Genomic DNA, 25,264 nt, shown 5'->3' with positions numbered 1-25,264 from the left:
GCAATGACCAACAAGCCCATCAGCGCGTACATACGCGCCTCCTGACTGTAGCGTACCGCTATGGGCATGATCGCCATCAACCATCCCGCCAGTAGTGCCGCCCGCTCATTGGCCAACCAACGCATAAAACCTATCGCCACCGCCACCGTCATCACGCCGAATATCAGGCTCAGCGAACGGGTCGCCATGATGCTCTCGCCAAACAGCGCCATCCAACCATGCAGCAATAAATAATAAAGCGGAGGATGTACGTCGAAAGAAGCATGGTACAGTAAATCATCCACGTCGAAGCGGCTAGTTAGTACGCTTGAGGCTTCGTCGCACCAGAAATATCTACTGGTTAAGGAAATAAACCGAATGACCGTGGCAAACACTAAGATGATCAAAACATAATGCTTGTAATTGATCCCTTAAAAGCCGTTATTGAGCAAAAAAATATTAGAGATTTTTTTCAATGACATAAACGCAGTCCGACCAATGAAACCACACAATGTGGTGACGCTGCGTCAGCATTGCCGAGCGTAGATAAATGGGGGGTAAATCATCGATGGAAAAGAAAAAAATGATTTAGGTCCATCAACCAACAGTTAGGCTGTGCCCTCCTTAATATCCAACCATCTGATACTGTCGTATTACCACTTGTTATGAAAAAACCGACAAGGAACTATCTGACAATGATGAAGCTGGACTGCATCAAACGTTTTACCAAGGGTTATGCAATTAAAGGGCATAGCCTAACGCTTAAACACTTGATAGTTGAATTCTTTAACTAACGAGGAACTAGCTATTTTTCCTCTTTGTGTCGCCTGTTTTGACTATGAGGCGATGATATTACCTCTATTCAGGCAGCCAAATTCAGTACTCCACTATTTTCAGTCTCACGGGAACACTGATTTTTTTCTACATAAATATATCCTCGCGTTGCTTATATATTGTCCAGCGTAAACGCCCGAAAACATTCCTGTTCATATAAGGAGAGAGACTAAATTTCCCCTCAGCTATTGCGAGTAGCCAAATGCTCCACAAAGTGTTTGTGTATTATCAATATAGGACTTTTTCCACACAGGCTCATCTGCTCCGCCAAACACCGCCATAGACAGTTGATTATAATTCTTATTGATGGAGATTGCAATAAAGGTGGTTTTTTTTCGCCGCAAAGATAATTACCATTTATCAATTGTGTGGCGCCCGCGCGCTCCACTTTATAAAGATTCAACTTATCTGCGTTGTCAAAACAAGCACCTCCATCGATTTAGTTTGATCAAGTGCCTTTACAAGACTTAAACGTAGGGATTTAACACCGGAAAGCATGACATTTTTTTAGAGAATAGGATATCACCAGTGATAAAATAAGCAGTTTTCGACTGGGCCTGCCAATAAGCGGGAAGAATATCAAGTTTTTGTTTTTTAATTCGTCAATCCGTAACCTAAAGAGACCTTTCAAACACTGCGCCGGGTTATCCGAGACAGGTTTATTAAATAACTCCTGCCAACTATGCGGAGCAATGCAGATCCTGGCACGAGCTTGCAGCCATTTTTTGCGATGCTTGTATATTGGCGTGTGAACCCTGTTTGGCAGCGACTAACGCCTTCTGGTAAGTATCGCTAAGTGACTTAACGAGTGGTGACAACATAGCATTCGAACAAATTAGTCCTTCAACTCTATTTGATTTTTTTTACAAAAAAACTAGGATTTTCTGCAGACGGTGCCTTCAACGGAAGTAATCTCATTGCAACCACAGCCATCGAAAAAAATGGATGGCATTGTGTTAGTTTAATTTTTTATCCTGATTGATTCGTTAACTATTGAGCCAATAATACCCTGCAACGATAATTGATAACACGACAGTTGTAATATCATAGTTACTATTTTGCTTTGAAAAACATTGGTAGAGAAAAGAGTGAAGCATCACCACTATTTCGATAGAGATCTATTATAATGATCATAAGTTCGGTTTTAAAATATCTTATAATAAATTTAATACATGACATTGTTCAAAATTCAATGCAAGCAAAAACTACAGTTCTTCGTCTTTATGCAAGCTCCGGATAAATTCTGCCGGAGTCATGGTACTCAGGGGTAGAAAGCGATGAAAGAGGAGACTGCATCATACACTGACAGTTGGCGTTAGCATCGAGACTAAAGGCCAACTATACCGCGAAAACTAGTAGCATAGTTGGCCTGAGTGCACTAAGTTTTAACATAAACTTTATGCAAAAGCTTAGCGGAAACTGTACTTAATCCCCAGCATCGCCGTAGTATTACTATAACCTTTATCACCTATCTGCTGCCCAACATTACCCCAAAGCTGTACAGTTTTGCTTAACTGCCCTTCAAGCCCGACCTTCAATTCGCCAATATCTTTCGCGCCGTTCTGGGAAATATCAACACCATCCATACTAACGGAAAATTGTTTGGTATTATGAAGCCAATTCATTTCAACAAAGGGCTGGAAACTGCGGTCCTTACCATTGTCGATTTTATTGTGCCCTTTGATAAAGAAACGTGTACCGACGCGAGTCTGCAGATTACCCTCATCGACGCCTTGTGTACGAGTACCGTTATGCTCCTGAAGATCATCCCGTCTTACATCCATCCATACGCCCTGAATATTAGGTTCGATGTAGTAGTAAGTTGGGTTATCTCCACCACCAGAATGGCCCAGATTGAAGGTATAACCGGTTTCCATTGAGGCGGTAAAGCCGCTGGATTTATAACTTTCGCTGGAAAGCTGATCGCCGTTGACATGGTTATTAAACCAGCCGTACTGCAGCCAGGTATCAACATAAGGCCCGGTCTGATCGATGTCGTTCGCCAGCCAGGTCGCGTAGGCGCCCACGCTGTAGCCAGTTACCGATCCCTTCGCTTTATAACCCGTGGTTTTAGCGATGGTATTGTTGTGGCTTTCGCCGTATCCGCCCATCACGCCCAGGTGCCAGCTATCACGACCGTCGGTGCTGCCGCTAGCCAGTTCGCCACCCAACTGCGCCACGTAGGTATTGCTCTGGGTTTTCAACTGAGTGTCCGGCCCCGAGTTGAACGTATTATGGCTTCCCACCTGACGCAGCCACAGGCTGGTCACTTCTGTCTGTCCGGTAACGGGGTTGGTATAACGGCTTTCGCCCATACGATCGCGCAGGCGGGTAATAAACATGGTGTTAGCCGCCGCCTGGTTGGCAATATAGCTACCCGCTTCCGGGCGATACAGCAAAATCGGGCTGTCAATGGGACTGCTGAAATTAGGCGACTGTAATTGACTGGCCAGATACCACTCTTTGTTATCCGCGCTGTGCTGCAGATTGTAATCATAAGCACCGGCGGCGATACGTCCTTGCTGCTGGAAATTGCCGTTACCGCTACCGTTAACCTGAATTAACGGAATGCCGCTCTGCGTCTGAGCGCCCTTACCACCCAGGTCGTTGACAGAAACCTTGCTGGTACCTGCGCTGTTACCCTGGATAATCAGTTTATCCGTCGGGCTGTCATCGCCCGCCAGCACGCTGTTGAACACCAGGGTGCCATCCTGGCCGGTGTAGTTGTTAACCGTTAAGGTACCGCGCGTTGCGTTATTACCATCTGAAAGCACCACGGTACCGGCGTTGTTCAGATCGCCGGCCACCACCGATGAGCCGGTTGAGTTCCAGCTGGTGCCGGAAGCCAGAGAAACCGAACTGACATTTTGCGCGCCTCCACTCCAGACCGCACCGTTATTTAGCGCCAGCTGCGTATTGCCGCCATTGTTAATCACGTCGCCACGGATATTGCTGCCATCAATATTAACGCTGGTTGTGCTACCGTTATCGGTCACTAATGCAGTGCCATTACTGCTGCTAACATGGCTATTTAACAGTTTAATGGCCGCTTTGCCGTTTGCAGCGACATGTATTACTTCGGCGGTGCTACTTATCTGGCTATTGGTTAGCGACAGGATATTTCCCAGCGAATTATCGCCATCGGCGGTTGCAGCATAAATACCGTATTTCCCACCTGAGATATTGGAATTAATGAGATTAACATCAGTATTTCCCCTTGCGAGCACCGCTGCGCTGTTACTGCCCTGCGCGCTAATTTGCGCGCCATTAATCGTTGCAACCGGATGGCTACCCGGAGTGTGATTGACATTGGTAGAAACCTGCAAGGCTGCATTTGTTACGTCATCAACCAACGGGTCGTTTTGCCCTTCTCCGGTAGAGACGATTTGACCACCGTTAACATTGGCTCGCGAACCATCAGCAACATACAGACCTATATATTCCGACTGAATGCGTGCATTTGTCGTGTCCAGTTGAGATTGTCTCGCCGTTACAACTCCAACGCGAGAACCTTCAATCGTTGCACCGTTAACCACCAGATGAGAAGTTTGATCAATCGTAACCCCGCTTAGCCGGCCAATATTGCTAAACCCCTTGCCGGAGATAATCGCATTTTGAGTGACTGTCGCAGTACTGTTGTCGTGAAGCTCCAGCGCACTGGCACCATTTCCCGCGCCTGCAGAAATAGTGGCATTATCAATAACCGCATTGCTCGTGTCTTCCAGCAGAAGATACTGCATACTGGCGCGATGTGTCGGATCGGTTCCGACAGATAAGCGCGAGCTATCTTTCATATCGAAAATAGCGCCAACGGTGCCATTAACAATCGCCTGCCCCTGGCCCGTAAGCCCGACAGATGTATCAGTATCTGGCGCCAGGCCAAACTTACCGCCATTGTCTATCCGTAGAATCCCAGAACCTATATAGGTATCTTGTGAATGATCGACACTCCCGTCAATCACCTGATCGCCGCTCAGTATTGCGCTAACTGCAGACAGACTGTAAAAGCCTGCGCCGCCGATGGCAATAGAGACCATCATAGCTAACAGATTCGGCCGGGTTAGTTTCTTTTCAGGTATTACGTTCATTCTTTAATGTCCTTCTTTTACAGAGACGCTTAGTAAAGGTTGTTGGTCGCATGCCAGCAATCTGACAAGTACGAAAAACAACATCCCTGTCATGGGTGATGGAGTTTGAAAGGCGTATTATGGTTAGAGTTATTATCAAAATTCACTTCCACTACCGGCGGCAGATCTTCATCAGCTACCCCGGTAATATCTCTATATTTCTTTTGCCATCTGATGGCCGGATCCGCGGATTGTCCACGCTGATAGAAGAAGGCTTCAATTGGTAGTTTGGCGACGTCAGCTGCCGTTTTATTCGGATAAGAGCGGATCATGAGTTCATTCCAGTACAGGAAATAATGCAGCGCAGTGGCTCTTATCGCTGCAAAGAACTCATTGGCATTTTTGGTACTGAATGAGCAGCGATAGTGGCCCTCAATGCCCTGCTGCGTATCACGCCAGGCTGAAAAAAGCTCATCCGCAGTAGCCTTAGGGACGTCATTAACTCGCTTGTTCATACTGATGGAATAGCGGCAGGAACTGGGATCGCTGTCATGCGGCATCGGCGATTTATATAAGCCAGAAACAACACCCGAATTATAATTAGGGTTAGGCTGGCACAGTGCCGCCGCCTTGTTAAATAGAGGGTTTTGATCGCCAATTCCCGCATTGGTATCAACATCACTGGGATAAAGACAGGCAATGTCTACGTTCTGCCGATCAATATTTTGTTGTTCAACTGTTTTAAATATCATCCCCCAGTAGCCGGCCCAGCCAATCTGGAAATTATTTCCTACGGCATCAGAGCGATAATAGAAGAATGAAATACCAGCACTGTTACGTCGAGGAGGGTAATCCCATGGAAAATATTTATCGTCATTCGCGGCGTGCATAATAACCCCGCTACAGTAAAGCGCGGGTTTATCACCCGGACAGGCTGCAACCTGAGAGCGAAAACGATCGTTCAGGCTATTTACGATAGCCTCAGGCATGTTTAATTTAATTGGTGGGTTATCGTTTACCTGATAGACAAAGCTTTTTTTATTACGGTCGAATGCCAGAATCGGCACGGTGAGATGGAAATGCCGGAATAAACCGACGCGCGCTTTCTGCACCAGGCTTAGCGCTGTGCTATCGCCTGCCGGATAAACTAACGCTATATTGCTGGCCTGAGAAAAAACGTTGTTATTAACCGGGCGCAGGAAGAGATAAAATAACCCACCGGTTTTTTTATTAACGTCCATTGCCAGTTTAAAAGAAGCGCTGTGGTAAGCGCTAAAACTACAGGCGCTGTTGAGATTCTGCTTCCACTGGCTCAGCCATGAATCCACGGTTTGTGTACTTACACATGAACTTGGGTCAGTGTCATCCCGATGGCTATCCTGCCCTGTCGGTCTGCAGCCATATGCTGAGCGTTCATTCAGGTCAACCTGCCCGGGTAATGCACACACCGGTGTTACCGGCGAGGTCGCCCCCTCTTTCTCCAGTGCGACAACCAACGCTCCGCCGTCGCCGAGGCTAAGAAAGTCCAGTGGGTTCGGGATATCCTGACGAAAATAAAATGCCCGCACGCCCTGCTGGCTGTATAGGCTCCTGTTGCCCATGGCGACCAATCCTGAACACCATGGTGCTGCGCTTGCACCGCTGCATTCGGTCGTCGTATTCCGATATTGGTTTTGAAAAACCGTCGCTATCGCCTCACCGTTTAATGCGGCACTCGCATTTAAGGCAGAAAACAGCCCAGTAAATAATGCGGCAAGGCAAAAAAAAACCGATAGATAACGATTCATGATTGATTCTCCACTGCCTGTTGCTGACCTTATTTTTAAAACACGAAAACGCTTAGCCATATCGCGTCGGGATTATTTTTCAGAGACGATCTTTTTCACACTACACCAGCAGATCAATCTATAACGCTGCGCCAATCTTCTGGCACAGCGGTTTTATCGTGATTTATTATCATCTCCGTTAGTGACTACTAATAAGTTGCAATGGCAAGCCGTCAGCTGGGTTTACAAATTTAGTGGCATCATTGTTATCGGACTGATCGATTTCAAAGGTAATTTGGTTTGTACCCTCTTCTGGCGTGAATTTTTTACCTGGAACTATCTCAAGTGCTACCCCTGATTTATCCAGAGTGGCAATTCCTAGCCCATCAGCTTTTACCACGACACTTAAACCATCGGCACTAACCTTAATAAGGGGGTCTGAAGAAGCTGTTTTAGCTAAAAAATGCACAGTGCCCTTATTTTTTTCTGATAGTTCCAGTTTGAGTTTAATATAAGAATAAGCAGCCAGCACAACAGTTGATGAATTGTTTCCCAGGATTTCACGCCCCCTGGCCGTAATTTTAGTTGTATTGACAGATTTGATGATACTCGCAGCCGAATCCCCTCCAGTTTCCAATGCGCGGTGAAAAATTGTAGTAGGAATTGCGACAATTAAAACGTCAACATTAGGGCCCGGCTTACTGCCAGACTTGGTAGTAATAATCGCCGTACCTATTTTATTATCCGCTGTGACAACCGGTATCGGCTTGCCGCTGTCGACAATTTTCGCAGCCAAAGTAACTTTACTGGTGCCATTTTTAGCGTCAATCTCAATCGACTTTTTATTGCTGGAGGTGAGTATAGTAGCCGGAGTGATATTTTTACCCTGACGGATTATGATTTTATCTGGCGGCGTAATAGTAATAGTACCACCTGCGATGATATTCAAAATATAAGATGCAGATTTTTTACCTGTTATCGTTCTGGCCTCTGCCAGCAGTAAAACGCTACCTTCATCCGGCCCGGCTTTAAACTTAACGCTTTTCGTATTCGTATCGCCGGTGTTAGCTGGAACCGTTACCAGTGCCCGATTTTTATTATCAAATTTGGCCGTCGCCGTGCCGGTTTTATTGGCCGTTTGTAGCCTTGCTTCGGTAGCTTTATCATAGCGGTCTTTAGACCCGGCCTTATAGGTAACCAACGGCACGCTGTCTATATCGGCATCCGCTTCATATTCACCACTGAGTTTAGTGAACTCTAGGTCAATGTCCTGAATTTTAAACGCGTCATCAACGGTAAGAATAACAGCCTGTGGATATCCGTTATCTGCCAGCACCAACTTATTCCCCGTACTGAGCATAGCCATCCCTATAATAGAGATAGCTCCACTATCCGGCCCGCCATCTGCGCTCACAGTATAATCTCTCACCAGATTACCTAACGCCGTGTAGCAGTACAATTTATTACTTTTATTGGCGGCCCATACATACCCAGCATTGTCAACAATAATTCGATAAATAGTGCCCTCCTCAGTTTCAGTTAATGATTTTACGGCACCAGGTAATGAGGTATTATCCAACTTATATAATTTCCCGATTTTACTCCCGACGATAATATATTTATTCGTAGGGTCAGCAGTCATACCGTTTGCGCCATTGATAGTGAACTTTTGGTCGAAGCCCAACGCCCCATTATCTTCAATATTAAAATTCAACACCAGGCAATTGTCTGGTTTACTATCATAAAGATAAAGCCAGATTTTTTTATCCAGAATCGCAATATCACAAAATTGCTCAGGCTTATGCCCCAACATGTCTAACGAAAGGGTTTGGGAGAAAAAATTTATCGTATTATGCGTACTTCCATTTGTTGGCAACGCTCCGTCCAGATCATCCATTTCAATACTGTAGAGGGACAGTTTATCTGTATTTCGGGAACCATCCGCCACTATAATTCTTGCTTTATTAGCGTCCTTCTTAGGTTGCAAACCAATATCATACCATTGATGAAACTGTTCTTTACCATCATTTTTTGCTGGCTTAAAAAACACAATTTCAGCATTTGAATCCGGAGATTCTTTTTTAAAACGATAAATAGCGCCGGTATTATAATCTGGAACCCATACATATTTTCCGCTGAGGCGCAGAAAATTAGGCTGAGCGACTACGTCAACATGGATATCGGTATCCGGATTTAATGATGAGTTATCTTTGCTAATTTTTGGCAGCACTATTGTTGTCTTTAATGTTGCCACATTGTCTCCATCATTTATCTCGTAGCAATATACATGACCTGCGGTAGCCTCAAGATCCTCCCCCATATGGTCGGCGACCCAAAAGGTAGTTACTTTTTTAAGGACATTATATTCAGATGCGACAGCGCGGGCAGACTGCTTATGCGGTTCAGAAGCCGATAAAGCTGGCACAAGTGCTGCTTTCATGGATTGAGTTATGTCCGTCATATAAACCTCACAGTTAGTTAGTTACTTAGTTATAAACGATATTGTTTTTTCCTGAATTGCGACAAAAACTTTACCCAGTCAGTCATAATTTAATCCTTAAAAAGATTATTCTTAAGTTTAAATCAATGACTGATCGCTAAAGGAAAACTAGCCTGAAATCTCTCTGCGCTGCCAGCTACCGTAACGGAATAAGACAAAGTACCAGAGGAATCAGACAGCGCATTTCGTTTGAAATGAACGCCAACAGGCGGCAATTCTCCTTTTTCACTGAGACTACCTTTGTAGGGAAACGTCATCGGCTGGATCTCAACAGGTCCGCTGAGGAAGGGTTGTTGTATAATTACTGTCGCATACGGCCATGCCTGGTCAGGGTTACTGCCCGCGACCAGCCTTGCTTTACAAGACTTAGGATTTTCTGCCGGCACGTCTGGCCAGGTATCTACCGGCAGTGATACTAATTTCAATTTTGCGACTTCAGGTAGCAGCGCCAGATGAAACGTAACGGAATGATTATTACAGGCTGCAGTAACCGTAAAAACGCCAGGCCGGGTTCCGCGCCGCACGTCTGCTGCCGCATGCGCTTCGAGAGAAGAAGTCACTCCCTCGTATACCGGCATAATTTCACATCCAGTGGCACTAAAACCCTCTACCGGCTCAGGTACGCCAAACTTAACCACCACGCCCGGTACCGGGACGTTGTTACTCAATGCCTGAACCACCAGTGGGACAAAATCATCACCGCCGCTAATTAGAATGCCTTGCTTATCGCCGCTGATAATTTTCAGGTCGGTTACTTTATCGTCGTCAGGATTCGTTGAGCTTTTAAGCTTCACCGGCATGACAAAAAGATTGGTACCACGCTCCTCCTGCGGCTCATCCCGCAGCTTAACGTACAGGTAGATATCCTGCTTTAGCTTCACAGGTAAATGAAGGTGGAAAGCAGCGAAGCCGTCTTTATCTAATGGACGAAGCGTATCGCTTTCTTCTGGATCACCCGCTTTTTCCGGCAGAATTGTGGGCGCACCCGGTTCATCTGCCAATTTACCATTCTCATGCTGAAACCTGACTTCAATATTTCTGTTGGTGAGAGCGTGTCCCTGCTGATCGGTCGCCCCCACCTGCAATACCGGTTTACCTGATGTCAAAGTGATGGAGTTGCCATCGGTGCTAACCACCACGCCCTTTTCCTGGACAATTGAGATCCGATTAGTAACGGCCATTTTTACTCCTGTTAGCAGAGCTATCTTTGGTCAGGAATATTTATTCAACCGACACGGTTACAGAAGGCGAGGTATGCACATCATTACCCGACGCAACTACAGTAAATTTGTATCTACCAACGCCTTTTAAATAAATTTCCGGACATTTAGCATGGCCAGTTGTATTATTCACTGCCACCGTCTTCGTCTTGACATTCGGGTCCGTGTCGCTGAATGAAACGCTGCCTTGCAAAGTAAAGGTGATTTTCCCGGATTTAACGATATGCTCATTACCAATGGTATACTGAGCGTAGATGTTACTATGCCAACCCTCCTGGTTATCACCACTGGAAATAGGTTCTACTTTCGCAGGATAAATTTCAATATTATCAGGCTTAACTGCGATTCTAACGTTAAAGGTTAGTGTTTTCTCCAGAAATTTATTGCCGTTAGGTAACATCGCCCTTAGATAAAAAGTACCGGGCGAATTGCTAGTGATAGTCATTTCAGGCACTTTGGCCCTGCTATTTTCGCCATGAACTGTTACGACCTTTTTATTACCGTCAATGAAATATGCTGAAATATCATCTCTGGCATCAGCAATATGCAGTTCAAGAATAAAGTCAGGTATCTGCTGTCCGTTTTTATCATATGCTCTGACGTAAATATTTAGATTCGTGTTCTCACCGGCAGTAAGTTCTACCGGATCGGAAGTGGTGCTCCAGTCAACATGGTCTACCAGAATTACATGAACCGTAAGAGTTGCCTGAGCATAGCCTCCTGCATCCCCTTCAACATAGAAACGGATGGTTGCATCGCCGTTAGCATCAGCGTCGACGTCAATTTCCGGTTGTATAATCCAGGTGCCGTTCTTTCGTGTGGCCGATAATTTCCCATGGGAACTCTTTTCATTCTTTATATCTCTGATAGTTAACTTATCACCAACGCTACCGGTGATTTCAAACGTCACTATCGGTGCTGAACCGCTTTCGATATCTGGCTCAAAAGTAATTTCCACATCTTTTATTGATTTTGCTCCTGGAGCCAGACTTATTTCCCCAGGCGTCACGATAAGCCTCCGCTGACCGGTATTGTCTGAATATACATTAATTACTTTCTGTTCAGCATCATCCGCAGTCAGGGTGATAGTACCCTGACCGCCATTTTCTGCGGTTTGTACATAAACCAGTTTGAAAGGAGACGCCGATTTAAATGTTTTATCTTTAGCATCCAGATCTTTCAGCCCTGAACCAAAAACAGCCATGTTGATGTCAATTCCACTGATGACTAGTCCAATCGAAATCGAGTCCACCAGTTTTACATACAGCAGTTCTTGCTTATTTACTTTCCAGTGAATGACGGCGTCAGGTAATTTTTTTTGATTGTAGTCCTCTACAACAAAATGGTAGCGATAGGTTTGCACAGAGGTTTTAACGTCGTGTTGATAAACCTCGATATCCTTGGTGCCGAGCTTATGTAACAACTTAACGTTGGTGGTACCGCTAACGCCAGTTTTGGGAGTGAGATGCAGGGAAAACTTACCTGAATTACTGGTTTGACCCTGCAATGGCAGCGCGGTGAGACTGGTATCAGGACTTAAATTCACGCTGATACTTTCACTAGGTGCCGGCTTGCCATTTTTCAATAGGGTGAACTCGAAATCTTGCGCTTTTAGCAGTGTGTTTGGCAGTGAACCCGTCAGCATCCATTGATCGTCGCCTATAGCATCCTGTTTAATATGAATGCTATAGGGTGACTGCGCTTTGAAATCACCCCCCTCAAGGAAACCAGTATTGGTGATTTTCTGATAAATTTCATTGTCACCTTTAATATATACGTGAAGATTGCGTGTAGTATTAGTGAGATTATGGGCAACAATGCTACCAGCCGGGATCATCACCGTCGACTCACCTTCACTTTTGGTGATTTTCCAGTACTCTATCGGTGGGTTAAACTGAATACCATCACCGCCATCCAGTTTAAAGTAAAGCGCCGTTTCGCTTTGATCCGCAACCCATTTTCCGTCAGTCAAATAATAAAGCGTGAACACCCAGTCTTTATCTGTAACAACATGTTCACTATCGCTGTTATTATTTAATTTCAGCGTGGAGGGAACACAGGTGATACGCAGCTTACTGACGTCTTTGTTATCTACGTCTTCGGCATTAAGTGCGCTAATAATCGCACCCCGGTCCCTGGCAGAGTCGACTTTAGCAGGCCCCTGGAACGATATAAAATAAACGCCATCCTGAGTTGGCTCAAAAATCACTGTTTTTTTATCCCAGTACAAGTTCAACGCTTTCTGGAGATGAGACTGGCCATAGCCGGAGACATTATCACTTACAGGTTCGCTTCCCCGTTCACCGTTGCCTGAGTCTTGTTTGTTTAAATCGATATGAACGGTATAATCCTGATTAATAAAGTAAATCTTATTATCTGTTCCTACATAGGGGTCCGCTAAGTCATACCAGCTGAAAGTATACTTATGTCCTTTCTTCAGTGACATACCATGCCAGATATTGCCACGCACTTTCTTATAAACAAGTCTGACAGCCGTTTGAATATTCTTTCTTTTGCTTAAAGGATTGTTATTTGCTTCACTTATCGCCTGATTCGCTGGTGCAACAATACCTACGGCATGTCCAACTATCCATCCCTGAACTGATGTACCGTCGGCACCCCGGTACTCACCATTTTCATAATGTTGTAGTCCAGTAAGAGGGATATTATCCAAACTATTTTTTTCAAAACCAGTAATATTTGACATGAATGCACTCCAAAAAATTAATAAAAATCATTGACTTTCCCATTGAATTCTCACTTCCATCTCTACAAGGCTAATCTATTGAAGTACAACCAACTAAAGTCTTAGTACAAAAACAACGTATTTGCAAGGCGGTTAGTTATCATAATAGATTGTGTCACGTTAACGGCGGCAGGTCAGCAAACATGGTGTTGCCGTTTATTTAGGCAGCCAACAGATAAAACTGTTCCGCCGGTGATAAATGCCCCCCGCCAAGACGCTGAAGTTGTCCTTTGCGTATCTCGGGAAAAATAAAAACCCGGCAAGCAGCCATGCTCCAACCGGACGCAAAACATTCACGTCCGATAAAAATAGCGCATCCAACTCACAGCAAAGAGAAAGTTAACAGGGTTAAATATCGCAATCGGAATTAAATAAACAACGTAAAAAACAACAAGGAAATCACTCTGCCGGCCTAAACATCCCCGGTCAGCATTTAAAGCGTTACGCTGCGTCCCAGCGTAACGGTATTGCACCACTGTTTTTTATAGTGCCATCTGGGGTTATCCATCCCCAGAGAAAACACCATTTTGGTCTGCTTATCCTGGCACATGTCCCGGGCCAGTTGAATATTCATGTACATGAGCACACTGCCCACACTCAACTCCGCGTAATCAGGATCGTACCCTCCATTGATGCAATCGAAGAATATCCAGGCGGGACACTCGGCCTTGAACACCAGATCATAAGCGCAGGGCTGCCCGTTAATCAGCAATACATACCCGAAAATCAAATGACGAAGCTCACCAAATACCTCGAGCAGCGCCTCCCGGGTGTAGCATATGATTGATTCACCCCAGCGTTTCTTGAACAGGGAAATATAAATGTCGCACAGGGCTTCATCAGAAAAATCGTCAACGGAACGACACTCCCCCTGATGCTTAATAAATCGCCTCATCTCAGCACGGCGTTTTTTATGGGTCAGCGTTGAAAAATCATCCTTTACAATGCAGGTTTTTCTTTTCAGTCCGTGCCAATAAATACAATTATAAAAATCCCCGGCGTGATAAGGCGAAAGCTGCTTGGTATGAAACGGGAGGATTATTTTCTTTCTGTTTTTATTGTGCGGTATAATAATATCATCAAAGAGAACAGGGTAAGACTTTGCATCAATATAAATACGTTTATCAGAGGCAAACGTCGCAGAAATCACTTCCCCCCGCAGGGCATAAATATAGAACTCAGGTCTAGGGGCGCGTTGACCAAGAAATGTGATGACATCCGGGTGTGAACAGACACTTCCCCCATACCGTGCATACGCCGCTTTATATGCCGTGAAATCTGACAATACCCAACCACTCATGCTCATCTTCATACGCTCCTGCTCGATAAACCGGCCCCCCCAGCTATGCCGGAGGTGTTTTCTATTTGATAGTTAATGGCGCACTGTATGTCGTTGGCCCTGTGGCCTTGATCTCATCTGACGTCAGCGTTTTATTCACCGCCACCGGTGTTAACGGTTCAATCTGCCCCGGCATCTGAAACAGGTGCCCCGCACCGTCCTGGTATTTTACCAGTTGGATTGGTCAAGTCCCGAGACACTGCTGAAACTCATCCGCTCTGTGCCCATCGACACCTCGAACCGGTAGGTCGGGATCGGATAAGTACTACCCATTGTTTTTGCGTCAAATGACATTTTTTGCTCCTCTGCCTCTTCACGTGCTGCACATGTTCGTGCAGCGGTTCACTGTTGCTACCCACATGGCGTGCGTTGCTCCCCATCCATTACTCTGTGGCGCACGGACTCAGGGGCATTCCACCCTCAGACCCGCTCCTTTTTCAATCGCCAATACAACTCACAGTCACTCCTTACCCGAAGCTTTTTCATGGCGTTTCGCTTATGGGCACTGATGGTCTTGACGCTGCGATTACAGCGTCTGGCAATTTCCGTGACCGTCCGGCCGTTCATCCACTCGCTCAAGACAAAGGTTTCCAGCACACTGATATTTTCTCTGGACGGCGGCAGCACGCTCTGCACTTTGGGATCCCCCCTTTGGCCGCCGATGATCCCCTGAAGCAACGCCTTTTTCATGGCATCAGGTTGCTCGCTTCGACGAATAAACGTAATGCCGCCCCCGCTTGTCCACATGCCGTCCCCGAAGATGACAAACCGGCCGCCCTGGCGGCTTTTCAATTTTTCCACCGCCAGCCACACCATGGTCTCGCGGGCAAGATAAATGTCGACCAGGACCGCATCGTCCTTCCCGGCTTCGCATTCGGACAGGGCACCCAGTCGTTCTTTTACCGTGCGAACAGGGATCCCCATGGCGTCAAGCATCACTTTCAATCCGAGAACACCCAAGGGGGAATCCCCGACAATAGAAACGTTCAGATGACGTTGTATTTCCATGACATCCTCATTATTCGTGGTGGATAGAGGCATATTGAATGCGATCAGCGGGTGGGCGCATTAATATGACTAAATGGACAAGACATAGCTGACGAGAGAAAACACGACCAGCCAAAAGACGAGACAGAAGCCAAATACGCACAGCCAGACCGTTCTTCGGCGGCAGCCCCAGGCACTATCAAAAAATGTTTTTATTTTCACAACCCACTCCCAAACTCTGGTGTGAATAAACGGCAGTCAGAACGCAGAATGACAGGATCTGCGAAACAGGCCCGGTGTCGAATGAGTACAATCAGCGAGTGTTTACGTTTCCCAGAAATTACAGGGAAAACAGGCTGCATCGAGAGGATGTATCGCTCCCCCCCGCCCTGCTCACATACCGCCGTGAAAGCGCGGCCATGGGAATAGCCGAAAACGATTTGTCAGAGCCTGATGATGCAGGGTTACCGAGATTAGTTATGCTGTTATCAGGAGACCCACCCCGCCCTTTCCAGGATGGGTAAAAGACACTGAGTGACGAATGACCTGATTTCTATAAACAAACAAAGATACAAAACGGCCCCTAGCGCCAAGGTGAACAATAAAACATTAAAAAAAACAAGGAACATAATGAAAAGTTTAAACACTGCTGACACAACGTTTTTTTTCTTCAGGTACCGGGCAAAAATGTTCATGCAACACCCTTGTTTGAGATGTTCTGTTTCGCATGAAATGGCCTATCCGGATGCAAGAGAAAGCGGCAACAGCCATGGCTACCGCACGAGACATTTTGATACAAAATGTCTCGTGCAAGCATGATTTGCATGGTGTTGATAGTTAAGGAGATATTATTTAATAGGGAACGGGAGGGATTATTGTTTAGTTGTTTTGGATTTGTTTATTGTCGGTTTTGAGATTCATCTACTATCTTTGTGGAGAGTAGGCCGATTGAAAGAACTGAGGCTGCTGGTTTTTTGCACTTTTAGGCGTTTTTTTGTTCACACTGGATCTCCCGGGACATTTTGTATCAAAATGTCTCCATGATTTTTATACAGTTATGTGGTGTAAATCATGCTTTCCAAAGCTTAAGAAAGCGTGCGGAGTTGCTGGCCGTGTATGTCACGGTATGCTGGATGTTGCGGTGCCCCAGGTAATCCTGGATTAATCGCGTATCAACACCCTGATCAGCCAAAGCAAACCCGCAGGAGTGTCTCAGCATATGAGGGTGAACCTTAACCAGTATTTTAGCTTGCTCACCTAATGCGATAATCAAGCTATAGACCCTTTTCCTGGATATTTTAAATCCTTTTTCGGACAGAAATAGCCACTCACTTTTCGCCCCATTGAATTCACGCCTTAATTCAACCCACCTTTTCAGCATTTCAATTTCTTTATCTCTCAATGGATGTATTGTAGAAAATCCATTTTTCAATCTATATATATAAATGGTTTTTTCTTTCAGATCGACATCTGATAATTTTAAAGAACAAAGCTCACTAACTCTGAGCCCATGAGTAAAAGACATATATATCATGCAATAGTCTCTAACCCCATACCCTCCCTGCAGACTTGCCTCCAAGAGCTTCTCCATTTCATTATTTGTCAGATGTTTTCTCTTGTTCATTTTAAGTTAATACAATCCTATTTAATAATAGCTATTAATAAAAAAATGCAAAAAGCAGCCTTGAGTAAGCATGAGTATTCATGTCCCCCGGCAGCTCCCTCTGCAAAGTCGTATATTATAAAGCTCTCACCCGTAACAAATCGGTGTGGTTCACATGCTAGAGTATGATCTATACATCAATTTTGCATCATACATCGAACTGTTGATTCGTTTTATTACAATAATGAGAGGCAAGGGGGGATTATATGGACTACTGAGTTCTGTCGCAGTAGCGCAGGTAAGGGTTCTGTCGCATTAAGGCGTCGTCAGGTAACAGGCTGTTTTTTTACGATGTTGCCTAACCATGTCTCTGAGCCGAAAAGCCTTTAAACGCCTGCATTATCCCGTCGATATCATCGCGCAATGTGTTCGTTGGTCTCTGGCTTACGCTCTGAGCCTGCGCAATTTGGAGGAGATGATGGCAGAGCGCGGTATTATCGTTGACCATTCCACGCTTCACCGTTAGGTCATCCGCCTGGTTCCGCTACTGGATAAGGTCTTTCGCCGACATAAACGGTCCGTGGGTCGTCGCTGGCGCATGGGCGAGACTTATATCAAAATAAGAGGCCGGTGGAAATACCTATACCGGGCCGTGGACTCTAACGGCCAGACCATCGACTTTCTATTGACTGCCAAACGGGATGCGGGCGCAGCCCTGCGTTTCTTTCGCAAGGCTATTCGTCTTCATGGCGAACCCGAAGCGGTCACTATAGATAAAAGTGGTACCAACACAGCGGCACTGGCCATACTTAACGGCGATAAAGCAGAAGATGAAACCATCACCGTCAGACAGAGTAAATACCTGAACAATCTGATTGAACAGGACCACCGAAATATCAAACGGCGAATACGCCTGATGTTGGGATTCAAATCGCAGACGATATTGGCAGGTATCGAGGTAGTGCACATGATACGCAAAGCACAACTTCAGCATCTTGGCGGGGGGGGCATTTATCACCGGCGGAACAGTTTTATCTGTTGGCTGCCTAAATAAACGGCAACACCATGTTTGCTGACCTGCCGCCGTTAACGCGACACAACCCTTTTATGTGTAGGGTGTGAGGCGGTAGATTGCGTTTGTCGCCCTTTGGGTTCATCAATACTAAATAGACAAGACATATCCAGCGATAGCAAAAACGACCAACCAGAATAGGAGGGGAAAGGCGAACATACTCAGCCAGACGTTTCTTCTAGCACTCCATCTTTTCCACTTAAAATATACTTTTTCATTCATGACGCATTTCAGATCTCATGATACATAAGCAACTTTATTTATCGAGTAAAATATATAACCCTAATTTTTCCATACTATTCATTAACTGATTTATAACCTATTGAAATAACTTTATGTCACGTAGGCATTGATCGTCAATGTGGGCGAATTTATTGTATTCCGGGAAACATTGAAAATAACATCGCACCTTTTTCATCACAGTCCCCGGATCAGGAATACGTTCGGAATGGCTAGCATAGCCTAACAAAACAGCACTATAATTGCAATAAACACTAATTAGATGGCACAAAAAAAATGTTTTCCCCATATATTATATATCGCAGTAAGTGGTGGTGGAAGTTGACACGTCGCCTCGTTGCCTTACCTAAAATGAAGTATAAAGAAACGCCTTTAGTTAGAGCTTGTGTTTTGAAATTTTTACTATTTTCACCTTATATAGAAGAATGCTCCCATGCCAAGGAGACCAACAGTGGCACCTGCTGCGCTGAATGATTTACTTCAAAATAGTTTACTTCCGGAAAATTTTTAAAAATACCAATTTTTATGAACTCATATCCACATAGAACACGCGCGCTGCTGAGGAGAACAAGACTACCTACAAGCGGTAGGGAAACAATAATAATAAATAACCCCCATCGTCTAAACATCACTTCCTCTCCTATTAAATACTTGGCAATTTAGGATAACATACAGTTTGAAATCTCAATATATTTTAAAGCAGGTACCTTTAAGATTAATTATTTCCCTGCCATTTATTAATGGATTTGTCACTTTAGGCCATTAATTTTAAGAATGATCATTATAACTAACAGTTACCTCAAACCATCCCTAGACAAAGTTCTAGCTTATGTAGTAAAGTATCGCTGACCATCATTAAACAATTCTTATACATGCTGTAAAATTGAAAGGCGGATATAGACTACAGGGGTGACCACAAGAATTCGTAAATTTTTGGCAATAAGCCAAGAATTTATATTAAAATAAGTAGTTATAACTATTTAATGACCATTCCGTTTGCTCCGCCCGTAGAGCAAAGCCAAAATTTGCAAAAATGATTAACTTGATGCTTCAAATATCGTATCCATCGCATATCCCTTGTACTGAAGATGTCTGATTTGTCTATTTTTTCCATCGGACCGGTAGGTAAAGCGCCACCAAACTTCCTGACCCTGGCTTCTTTTACCAGCTCATACCAGTCAACGTTGCTCTGCTCGATTTCCTGCTCGATCAGCGCAGGCGAAACCTCTTTTTGCCGGATTGTAGTGGTCAAACTAATACTGGCCACCGGATTAGACTGTAAGTAGTACAACCGCTCAGATTCGTTTGGCGCCAGCCACCCATTGTACCAGTGAGGCCGGATGGCGCTGTAATATCCTGTGATATAGCGGATTATGACAAAGAACCCGCACAGACCACTTTGTTATCAGCCGTGTGATTAGCGCGATAGCTTTCCGGGAATTTCACTCATCAGCACGGCAGCCTGCTTTAGTATTTCTTTTTCCATCTCAATGAGCTTTATTTACGCTTTAAGCTGCTGAATTTCACGTTGTTCAGGTGTAATGGCATTGCCAACGGGCTCAATACCCTGAAGTTCCTGCTTATACAGTCGTATCCATTTACGCAAATGGTCAGGGTTGAGTTCGAGCGCTTGCGCGACTTCCCGTACATTTCGCTGATATTTAACAACCTGTTCGATAGCTTCGAGTTTGAACTTTGGGGGAAATGTGCGTTTAGCCCGACGAGTGTTGATCATACATCACCTCATGTTCACTGTTTTAACATTAACAGGATTTCGAGGTGTCCTGAATGAGTGATCCATTACAAATACAAAAGACAGCGTCATCATCCGGCCGGCAACGAGTTGTCACCGGTAAAATATTTTTATCGGCTAGCTGCCTAAAAACGGCGGTGTTACTTATGCTAAGCTGCTGCTTACGCGACAGAACCATATTTAGATACTCTTTTGGCGCTAATACCCAGCGAAGGTTACGACTGATTTACCTGGACACTAGCGCCTCTTAAATATTAACTCACGGGATAATTAGGACAATAGACAACGCCTGAGGTGCTTAGGCAACATGAGTAGAATTTTCCTGTTCTGTCAATGGACTGAGGTGTCAATGGAGTTGCGCAGACCGCTGAAGGGCCAGACGCCGAGGCCGTAGTAACTAAGCCCGTAGGGAGACGGAAAGTAAGTGCTAGGGAAATATTTTTCATGGTGAGGTCCTTTTAAATTTAACCAGTTATGTCCCACCTATAACGCTTGATACCTAGGAAATATAAAGCATCATGGAGTCAATGCATATCTGACTAGTCAGAAAAGAAATTCGTAGCTAAACCTAAAGAGTGACTGTTAATATTTACCGTAAAGACGACAAGGGAGATAAACATGGACCCTGGGCGTATCTCACGTCATTACGGCTTGTTACGTTGGCTGATATTTATCGCAGTTTACTTCTTACTCGCCACCATCAGTCTTGAAACACGCGATCCCTGGAGCCTGTCAAGCACCGTTTGGTTGCCGGCAGGCCTGTTGCTGGGCGTGTTGTGCACCCACCCTCTGGTGCAGTGGCCAATGTGGGCGATCAGCGCAGGTGTACTGCATTTTTCGGTCAGCCTGCTGCACGATCGCCCCTGGGATATTGCGCTGGCATTCGCCCTGCTCGATTTAGTGATCATTTGTCCGCTGGCGTTAATCTGGAACGGTCTGCGCCGTTATTCAAACGGTTTGTCTCACTCTGAGGAAATATTGCTTTTACTTACCAGTGTGTACCTTGCAAGCGCAATAGGTGGCCTGCTTAATGATTTAACCCTTAAAGCTCTTGGTTATCCGACGCGGATTTCGCACTTTATCAGTTGGGGAATTTCCAATGCCGCCGGCTGCCTGGCGATCGCGCCACTCTTTATTATTCATCGTTTGAATCGTGGTCGGTGGCAATGGCCTACTCGCCAACAAGTCCATCTTGCGGCGTGGATTTTCCCGTTGGCTATCGCCGTTTTTTTCCTGCCGGCCAGTTGGCTAACCAACGAGTTGTTGAATAACGCTTTATTGTATTCCGTGCTGGCGCTATCGCTGTTGCTGTCCGCTTTGTTGCCCCTGCTGCCGCTGGCGCTGTACTTTATTTTGCTCACGCTGCTGGTTAGCCTGGCTACTATTTACGATTATGGTCCATTTCGCCCTGCGTTGGCCGGCATGCAGGCGGTCGAAGCCTCACAGCTCTACTTGCTGATGATTATCTCACTGGGATTGTTAGTGGCAACACGGGAACAGCAGCATCACTCTCGGCGCCAACAGATGCAGCAACAGCAGTTATTGTTGAACGCGTTGCTGCAAACACAACACCCAACCTTTTTTCATCTGTCGGAAGACGCCGGGCCATTGGATTGGCAGCCACAAGGGACAGTTTTCGGCATGCCGCCGCGCCAGTTAGCGAATCTGACGCTGCTGCTGGCCCATGTTCACCCCGACGATCGGGAGGTGCTGAAAGCATTACTACGCACCGCAAGCGAATCACGGGTTACTCCTCAATATGGCTCATTACGCCTGCTGCTGCCTGATGCACATTATCATCATGTTGAATGCCATTTATTGCGCCATCCACAACAAGGGGTGGCCGGCGTATTCGCACTGGCGAAAGCGGATCCACTATACTGATTTCATAACCTGTTCCAAGGAGTCATCTGTGCAAAAAACCGTGATAATAGCCGATGATCACCCCGTATTTTTGATTGGTCTGCGAACGGTGGTGACCACAGCCTTTGGCGAAAACTTTATGATCAGCGCCGAGGCGCAAACGGTGGATCAACTGCTGACCTTGCTGACGGAAAAATTGCCGGATGTGCTGCTCACTGATTTCAATATGCCGGGTGAACAGCAGTCCGACGGACTGCGGCTGATTAGTACGCTACGGCGCAAATACCCGCAGTTGCCGATTATTGTCATTACCGTGATGAGCAATCCCGGGCTGGTCAACTCCATACTGGCTACCGGCGTGTTTGCAGTGATCAATAAACAGAGTTTGACCACTGAGCTGACCGCGTGTTTGAAAGCGTTACAGCAGGGACGTTGGCCACCAGGTCACTCCGTATCATCGCCCTCCACAGTGGCGATGAGCCCACGCGAGTTGGAGGTCGTGCGCCTGTTGGCTCAGGGCCACAGCGTTAATCATATCGCCGCCATGCTCAGTCGAACCAAACAAACCATCAGCGCCCAGAAGAAAAGCGCCATGGTAAAAATTGGCGTCAGCTCCGATGCTGATTTGTTCGCCTATTTACGTGAAGCCGGGCTGTGAAAATGAGACGGCCTTGGCTGGTGCTGCTCACCCTACTACCTGCGTGGGCCTGGGCAACCGGGGACATTCACGTCGGTTTGCTCGACGATCGTCCGCCTTACAGCGATTTTGACGCGAACCGTCAACTGCAGGGTGCGGCGACAGATTTGCTGAGCGCCCTTGCAGCACAAAATGGGCTGCACTTCACCCCACAGGCCGCATCCAGCCACCGTCAATTGGCCCAGATGTTGATTGCACAAAGTATCCAGGTAGCCTTACCCCCCCCGCAGAGCGCGCCACCACCATCGGGGATACTGGTTTCACATCCGCTGTTACAACAACACTGGGCCCTGGTGACTCGTCAGGATAGGTTGCCTTTGCAACAGGTGTCGCTAGACCTGCGTCATCAGCGGGTGCTGATATTACGCCACAGTCCGGCGCTGGCAGGGTTACTGACCGCTTATCCCGGCGTGGCACTCGGTGAGGTGGAGTCTTTACGTGAAGCAATCCGGTTACTTAATGCCGGCGCCGCGCAGGGCATCGTCTGCGATGCCACACAAGCGGCGTTGTTAGCCAGCAATCTGTACCCCGGCAGGCTGAGCGTACACCCACTGCCGGCGATTGTCAGCAACCAGTCACTGTGGCTGGGACCAAAACAGGACGCGCTGCTGCAGCGTATCAATCATGCCATCGACGCCCTGCCGACAGGCGTTGCACAGTCGATCAATGAACGCTGGCTGTTGAACGCAACACTAAGAGGGATACAACCGAGCGGCACTGCCAGCGATCGCTGGTTCAAGCCGCTGACAGCAGTCAGCGCCGCACTGTCGCTGTTCCTGACAGGTTTTCTGTTGACTGAAATTTTCCGCCGCCTCCGTGCCGAACGCGGTTTACGCGATGCGCTGAAATACTGGCAAACGCTGCTCAATAGTATCCCAACGCCGCTGCTGGTGTGTGATCCTCTCGGTAACATCACCCATTGCAATCAGGCCTTGCTAAAGTCACTGACGCTAACGCAACAGCAAGTGATTGGACACTCACTGGAGCAATTTACCGCGCGAAATCCGATTATTCCCGCCATCAGTCAACAAGAGCGCATAGCGGCCATCGGTAATATGCAGCCGCAATTTTCCGACCGGGCCATGGTGATACAGGGAGCGCAACGGGAGATCGCCCAATGGCTGGCGGCTTACAGTGACAGCCGTATGACGCCACAAGGGCTGCTGCTCGGTTGGTATGACATCAGCGAGCGCAAACGCCTGGAGCGCGATCTCGCCGATGCCTTGCAACAGGCCACCAACGCCAGCCGCGAAAAAAGTCATTTCCTGGCGCGCATGAGTCATGAAATTCGCTCACCGATGAACGCTATCCTCGGTATTCTTGAGTTGGAAACCCAGCGCCCGGAAGCCATCGGAACATCACTGCCGGTAGCCTATGCGGCCTCACGTCAGTTGCTGCAAATTGTCGGGGATGTATTGGATATTTCCAAGATTGAGGCCGGTGAAATGCACCTGCAGGCTCACCCCACAGATCTGCATCCCTTGCTGACGCAAGCGCTGGACACCTACGCCGCGCTGGCGGCGCAAAAAACGCTGCGACTGGACAGCGATATCGAAGCCGTCTGGCAGCATCAGTACCTGCTGGATGGCGCCAAACTGGCGCAAATTCTCAATAATTTGCTCAGCAACGCCATCAAATATACTGAACAGGGCTTTGTGGCATTGCAGGTCTGCGTGCAGTCCCAGGATCACCATCACGATACACTGACGTTCAGTATCAGCGACAGCGGCATCGGTATCGCACCGGATCTGCAGCAAAAGGTTTTGCAACCCTATGTACAAGTTGATGTCAACGCGCCGGCCAGTACGGGGCTCGGGCTGGCGATTTGTACCCAGTTGGTACAACTGATGGGCAGCGAGTTACGGATTGACTCCACGCTGCAGCAGGGTTCACGGTTCTCTTTCACGCTAACGCTACCTCGCACCACCGCAGGCGATGAGGCGCAAGAGACGCTCACCATCCCCCTCGTTGAACACTCGCTGCGGGTGCTGGTTGTGGATGATTTGCCCGCAAACCTGACGGTGATGAAACTGCAACTGGAAAAGCTCGGACATCAGGTCACCACCTGTGACAGTGGTCGCCAGGCGCTGCAATGGCTGGAACAATCCTCCTTCGATTTGGTGCTGACCGATTGTCAGATGCCAATTTTCACCGGTTATCAACTGGCGCAATGGCAAAGAGAGCGAGAGCAAGGCTACCGTCGATATCTGCCGATCGTCGGCTGTACCGCCAATGCGTTTAACGATGAGCAATATCGCTGTCTGGCGGCGGGCATGGACGCCGTGCTGATCAAACCGCTGACCCAGCAGGATTTGCGCACCTTAGTGTCGGAGCAGCTGGCCATTCGTGTGGATATGCGGGAAATCCAATTAATGACCGCCGGGCAACCGCAGGTCATGACCACCTTGATTGACGAATTGCAACGTAGCAGCGACGCTGACCGCCAACAGCTGCTCGCTACCACCACACAGCCGGACGTATTCGCCGCGATGCTGCATCGGCTGAAAGGCAGTTTTGCACTGGCAGGCTACCAAAGCGGGGTCAATCTTTGCCAACAGTTGGAACAACATCCCCCGGCATCGGCAGAACCGACGGTGG

13 protein-coding genes and 3 pseudogenes are annotated in these 25,264 nt (G+C 46.8%); 4 read left to right on the top strand and 12 right to left on the bottom strand.

From position 1 onward, the window contains the following. The 10 genes and pseudogenes from M2407_RS25605 to M2407_RS25560 all read right to left on the bottom strand — a co-directional run. A partial coding sequence (locus M2407_RS25605; RefSeq protein WP_259220189.1) for a glycosyltransferase family 39 protein occupies positions 1-407 on the bottom strand: 407 nt, incomplete at its 3' end. 1,815 nt (positions 408-2,222) lie between these two features. Beyond that, on the bottom strand, positions 2,223-4,901 hold the full coding sequence (locus M2407_RS25600) for an autotransporter outer membrane beta-barrel domain-containing protein (RefSeq protein WP_259220188.1): 2,679 nt from the start codon (positions 4,899-4,901) through the stop codon (positions 2,223-2,225). An 89-nt stretch (positions 4,902-4,990) separates the two neighbouring features. Beyond that, a complete protein-coding gene (locus M2407_RS25595) occupies positions 4,991-6,667 on the bottom strand; it encodes a hypothetical protein (RefSeq protein ID WP_259220187.1) in 1,677 nt (558 codons plus the stop codon). A 178-nt stretch (positions 6,668-6,845) separates the two neighbouring features. Further along, positions 6,846-9,107, bottom strand: a complete 2,262-nt coding sequence (locus M2407_RS25590) for a hypothetical protein (protein ID WP_259220186.1) — start codon at positions 9,105-9,107, stop codon at positions 6,846-6,848. 122 nt (positions 9,108-9,229) lie between these two features. Beyond that, entirely contained in the window at positions 9,230-10,327 is a 1,098-nt protein-coding gene (locus M2407_RS25585) for a hypothetical protein (protein WP_259220185.1), read from the bottom strand. 40 nt (positions 10,328-10,367) lie between these two features. Continuing rightward, a complete protein-coding gene (locus tag M2407_RS25580; protein ID WP_259220184.1) occupies positions 10,368-13,073 on the bottom strand; it encodes a hypothetical protein in 2,706 nt (901 codons plus the stop codon). Positions 13,074-13,272: 199 nt separating this feature from the next. Beyond that, positions 13,273-13,350 (bottom strand): annotated as a pseudogene (locus M2407_RS25575) (IS6 family transposase); the annotation flags it as partial. A gap of 195 nt (positions 13,351-13,545) precedes the next feature. Beyond that, positions 13,546-14,418: a GNAT family N-acetyltransferase gene (locus M2407_RS25570; protein WP_259220183.1), complete on the bottom strand. Its 873-nt coding sequence runs from the start codon at positions 14,416-14,418 to the stop codon at positions 13,546-13,548. Between the two features lie 453 nt (positions 14,419-14,871). After that, the gene (locus M2407_RS25565) at positions 14,872-15,459 is read right to left on the bottom strand and encodes a LuxR C-terminal-related transcriptional regulator (RefSeq protein ID WP_259220182.1); all 588 of its coding nucleotides are present in this window, start codon (positions 15,457-15,459) and stop codon (positions 14,872-14,874) included. 1,048 nt (positions 15,460-16,507) lie between these two features. Beyond that, positions 16,508-17,062, bottom strand: coding sequence for a tyrosine-type DNA invertase (locus M2407_RS25560; RefSeq protein WP_259220181.1), 555 nt, complete (start codon positions 17,060-17,062; stop codon positions 16,508-16,510). Positions 17,063-17,405: 343 nt separating this feature from the next. On the opposite strand from M2407_RS25560, the pseudogene M2407_RS25555 reads away from it, so the two are divergent. Next, positions 17,406-18,091, top strand: a pseudogene (locus M2407_RS25555) (IS6 family transposase). A gap of 1,238 nt (positions 18,092-19,329) precedes the next feature. Here M2407_RS25555 and M2407_RS25550 read toward each other — a convergent pair. Both M2407_RS25550 and M2407_RS25545 read right to left on the bottom strand, forming a co-directional pair. Next, on the bottom strand, positions 19,330-19,605 hold the full coding sequence (locus tag M2407_RS25550) for a hypothetical protein (protein WP_259220180.1): 276 nt from the start codon (positions 19,603-19,605) through the stop codon (positions 19,330-19,332). Positions 19,606-19,708: 103 nt separating this feature from the next. Next, positions 19,709-20,088 (bottom strand): annotated as a pseudogene (locus M2407_RS25545) (transposase); the annotation flags it as partial. Between the two features lie 636 nt (positions 20,089-20,724). Here M2407_RS25545 and M2407_RS25540 point away from each other — a divergent pair. The 3 genes from M2407_RS25540 to M2407_RS25530 form a co-directional block, all read left to right on the top strand. Beyond that, entirely contained in the window at positions 20,725-21,990 is a 1,266-nt protein-coding gene (locus M2407_RS25540) for an MASE1 domain-containing protein (protein WP_259220179.1), read from the top strand. A gap of 28 nt (positions 21,991-22,018) precedes the next feature. After that, positions 22,019-22,627 carry a response regulator gene (locus M2407_RS25535; protein ID WP_259220178.1) on the top strand — a complete coding sequence of 203 codons (609 nt, stop codon included), beginning with the start codon at positions 22,019-22,021 and terminating at the stop codon, positions 22,625-22,627. Between the two features lie 2 nt (positions 22,628-22,629). Further along, on the top strand, positions 22,630-25,264 hold a 2,635-nt coding region (locus M2407_RS25530), incomplete at its 3' end, for a response regulator (RefSeq protein WP_259220177.1).

Source organism: Serratia sp. BIGb0234, assembly GCF_024809915.1.
In the GTDB taxonomy this organism is placed as follows: Bacteria; Pseudomonadota; Gammaproteobacteria; order Enterobacterales; family Enterobacteriaceae; genus Serratia; species Serratia liquefaciens.
Note: the sequence above shows the minus strand (reverse complement) of the source record. Positions and strands in the feature narration are given on the sequence as shown.

Bases quoted from the DNA above. Each gene is read 5' to 3' on its own strand.
- M2407_RS25600 (WP_259220188.1), bottom strand. From the start codon at position 4,901: ATGAACGTAATACCTGAAAAGAAACTAACCCGGCCGAATCTGTTAGCT.
- M2407_RS25595 (WP_259220187.1), bottom strand. From the start codon at position 6,667: ATGAATCGTTATCTATCGGTTTTTTTTTGCCTTGCCGCATTATTTACT.
- M2407_RS25590 (WP_259220186.1), bottom strand. From the start codon at position 9,107: ATGACGGACATAACTCAATCCATGAAAGCAGCACTTGTGCCAGCTTTA.
- M2407_RS25585 (WP_259220185.1), bottom strand. From the start codon at position 10,327: ATGGCCGTTACTAATCGGATCTCAATTGTCCAGGAAAAGGGCGTGGTG.
- M2407_RS25580 (WP_259220184.1), bottom strand. From the start codon at position 13,073: ATGTCAAATATTACTGGTTTTGAAAAAAATAGTTTGGATAATATCCCT.
- M2407_RS25570 (WP_259220183.1), bottom strand. From the start codon at position 14,418: ATGAGCATGAGTGGTTGGGTATTGTCAGATTTCACGGCATATAAAGCG.
- M2407_RS25565 (WP_259220182.1), bottom strand. From the start codon at position 15,459: ATGGAAATACAACGTCATCTGAACGTTTCTATTGTCGGGGATTCCCCC.
- M2407_RS25560 (WP_259220181.1), bottom strand. From the start codon at position 17,062: ATGAACAAGAGAAAACATCTGACAAATAATGAAATGGAGAAGCTCTTG.
- M2407_RS25540 (WP_259220179.1), top strand. From the start codon at position 20,725: ATGGACCCTGGGCGTATCTCACGTCATTACGGCTTGTTACGTTGGCTG.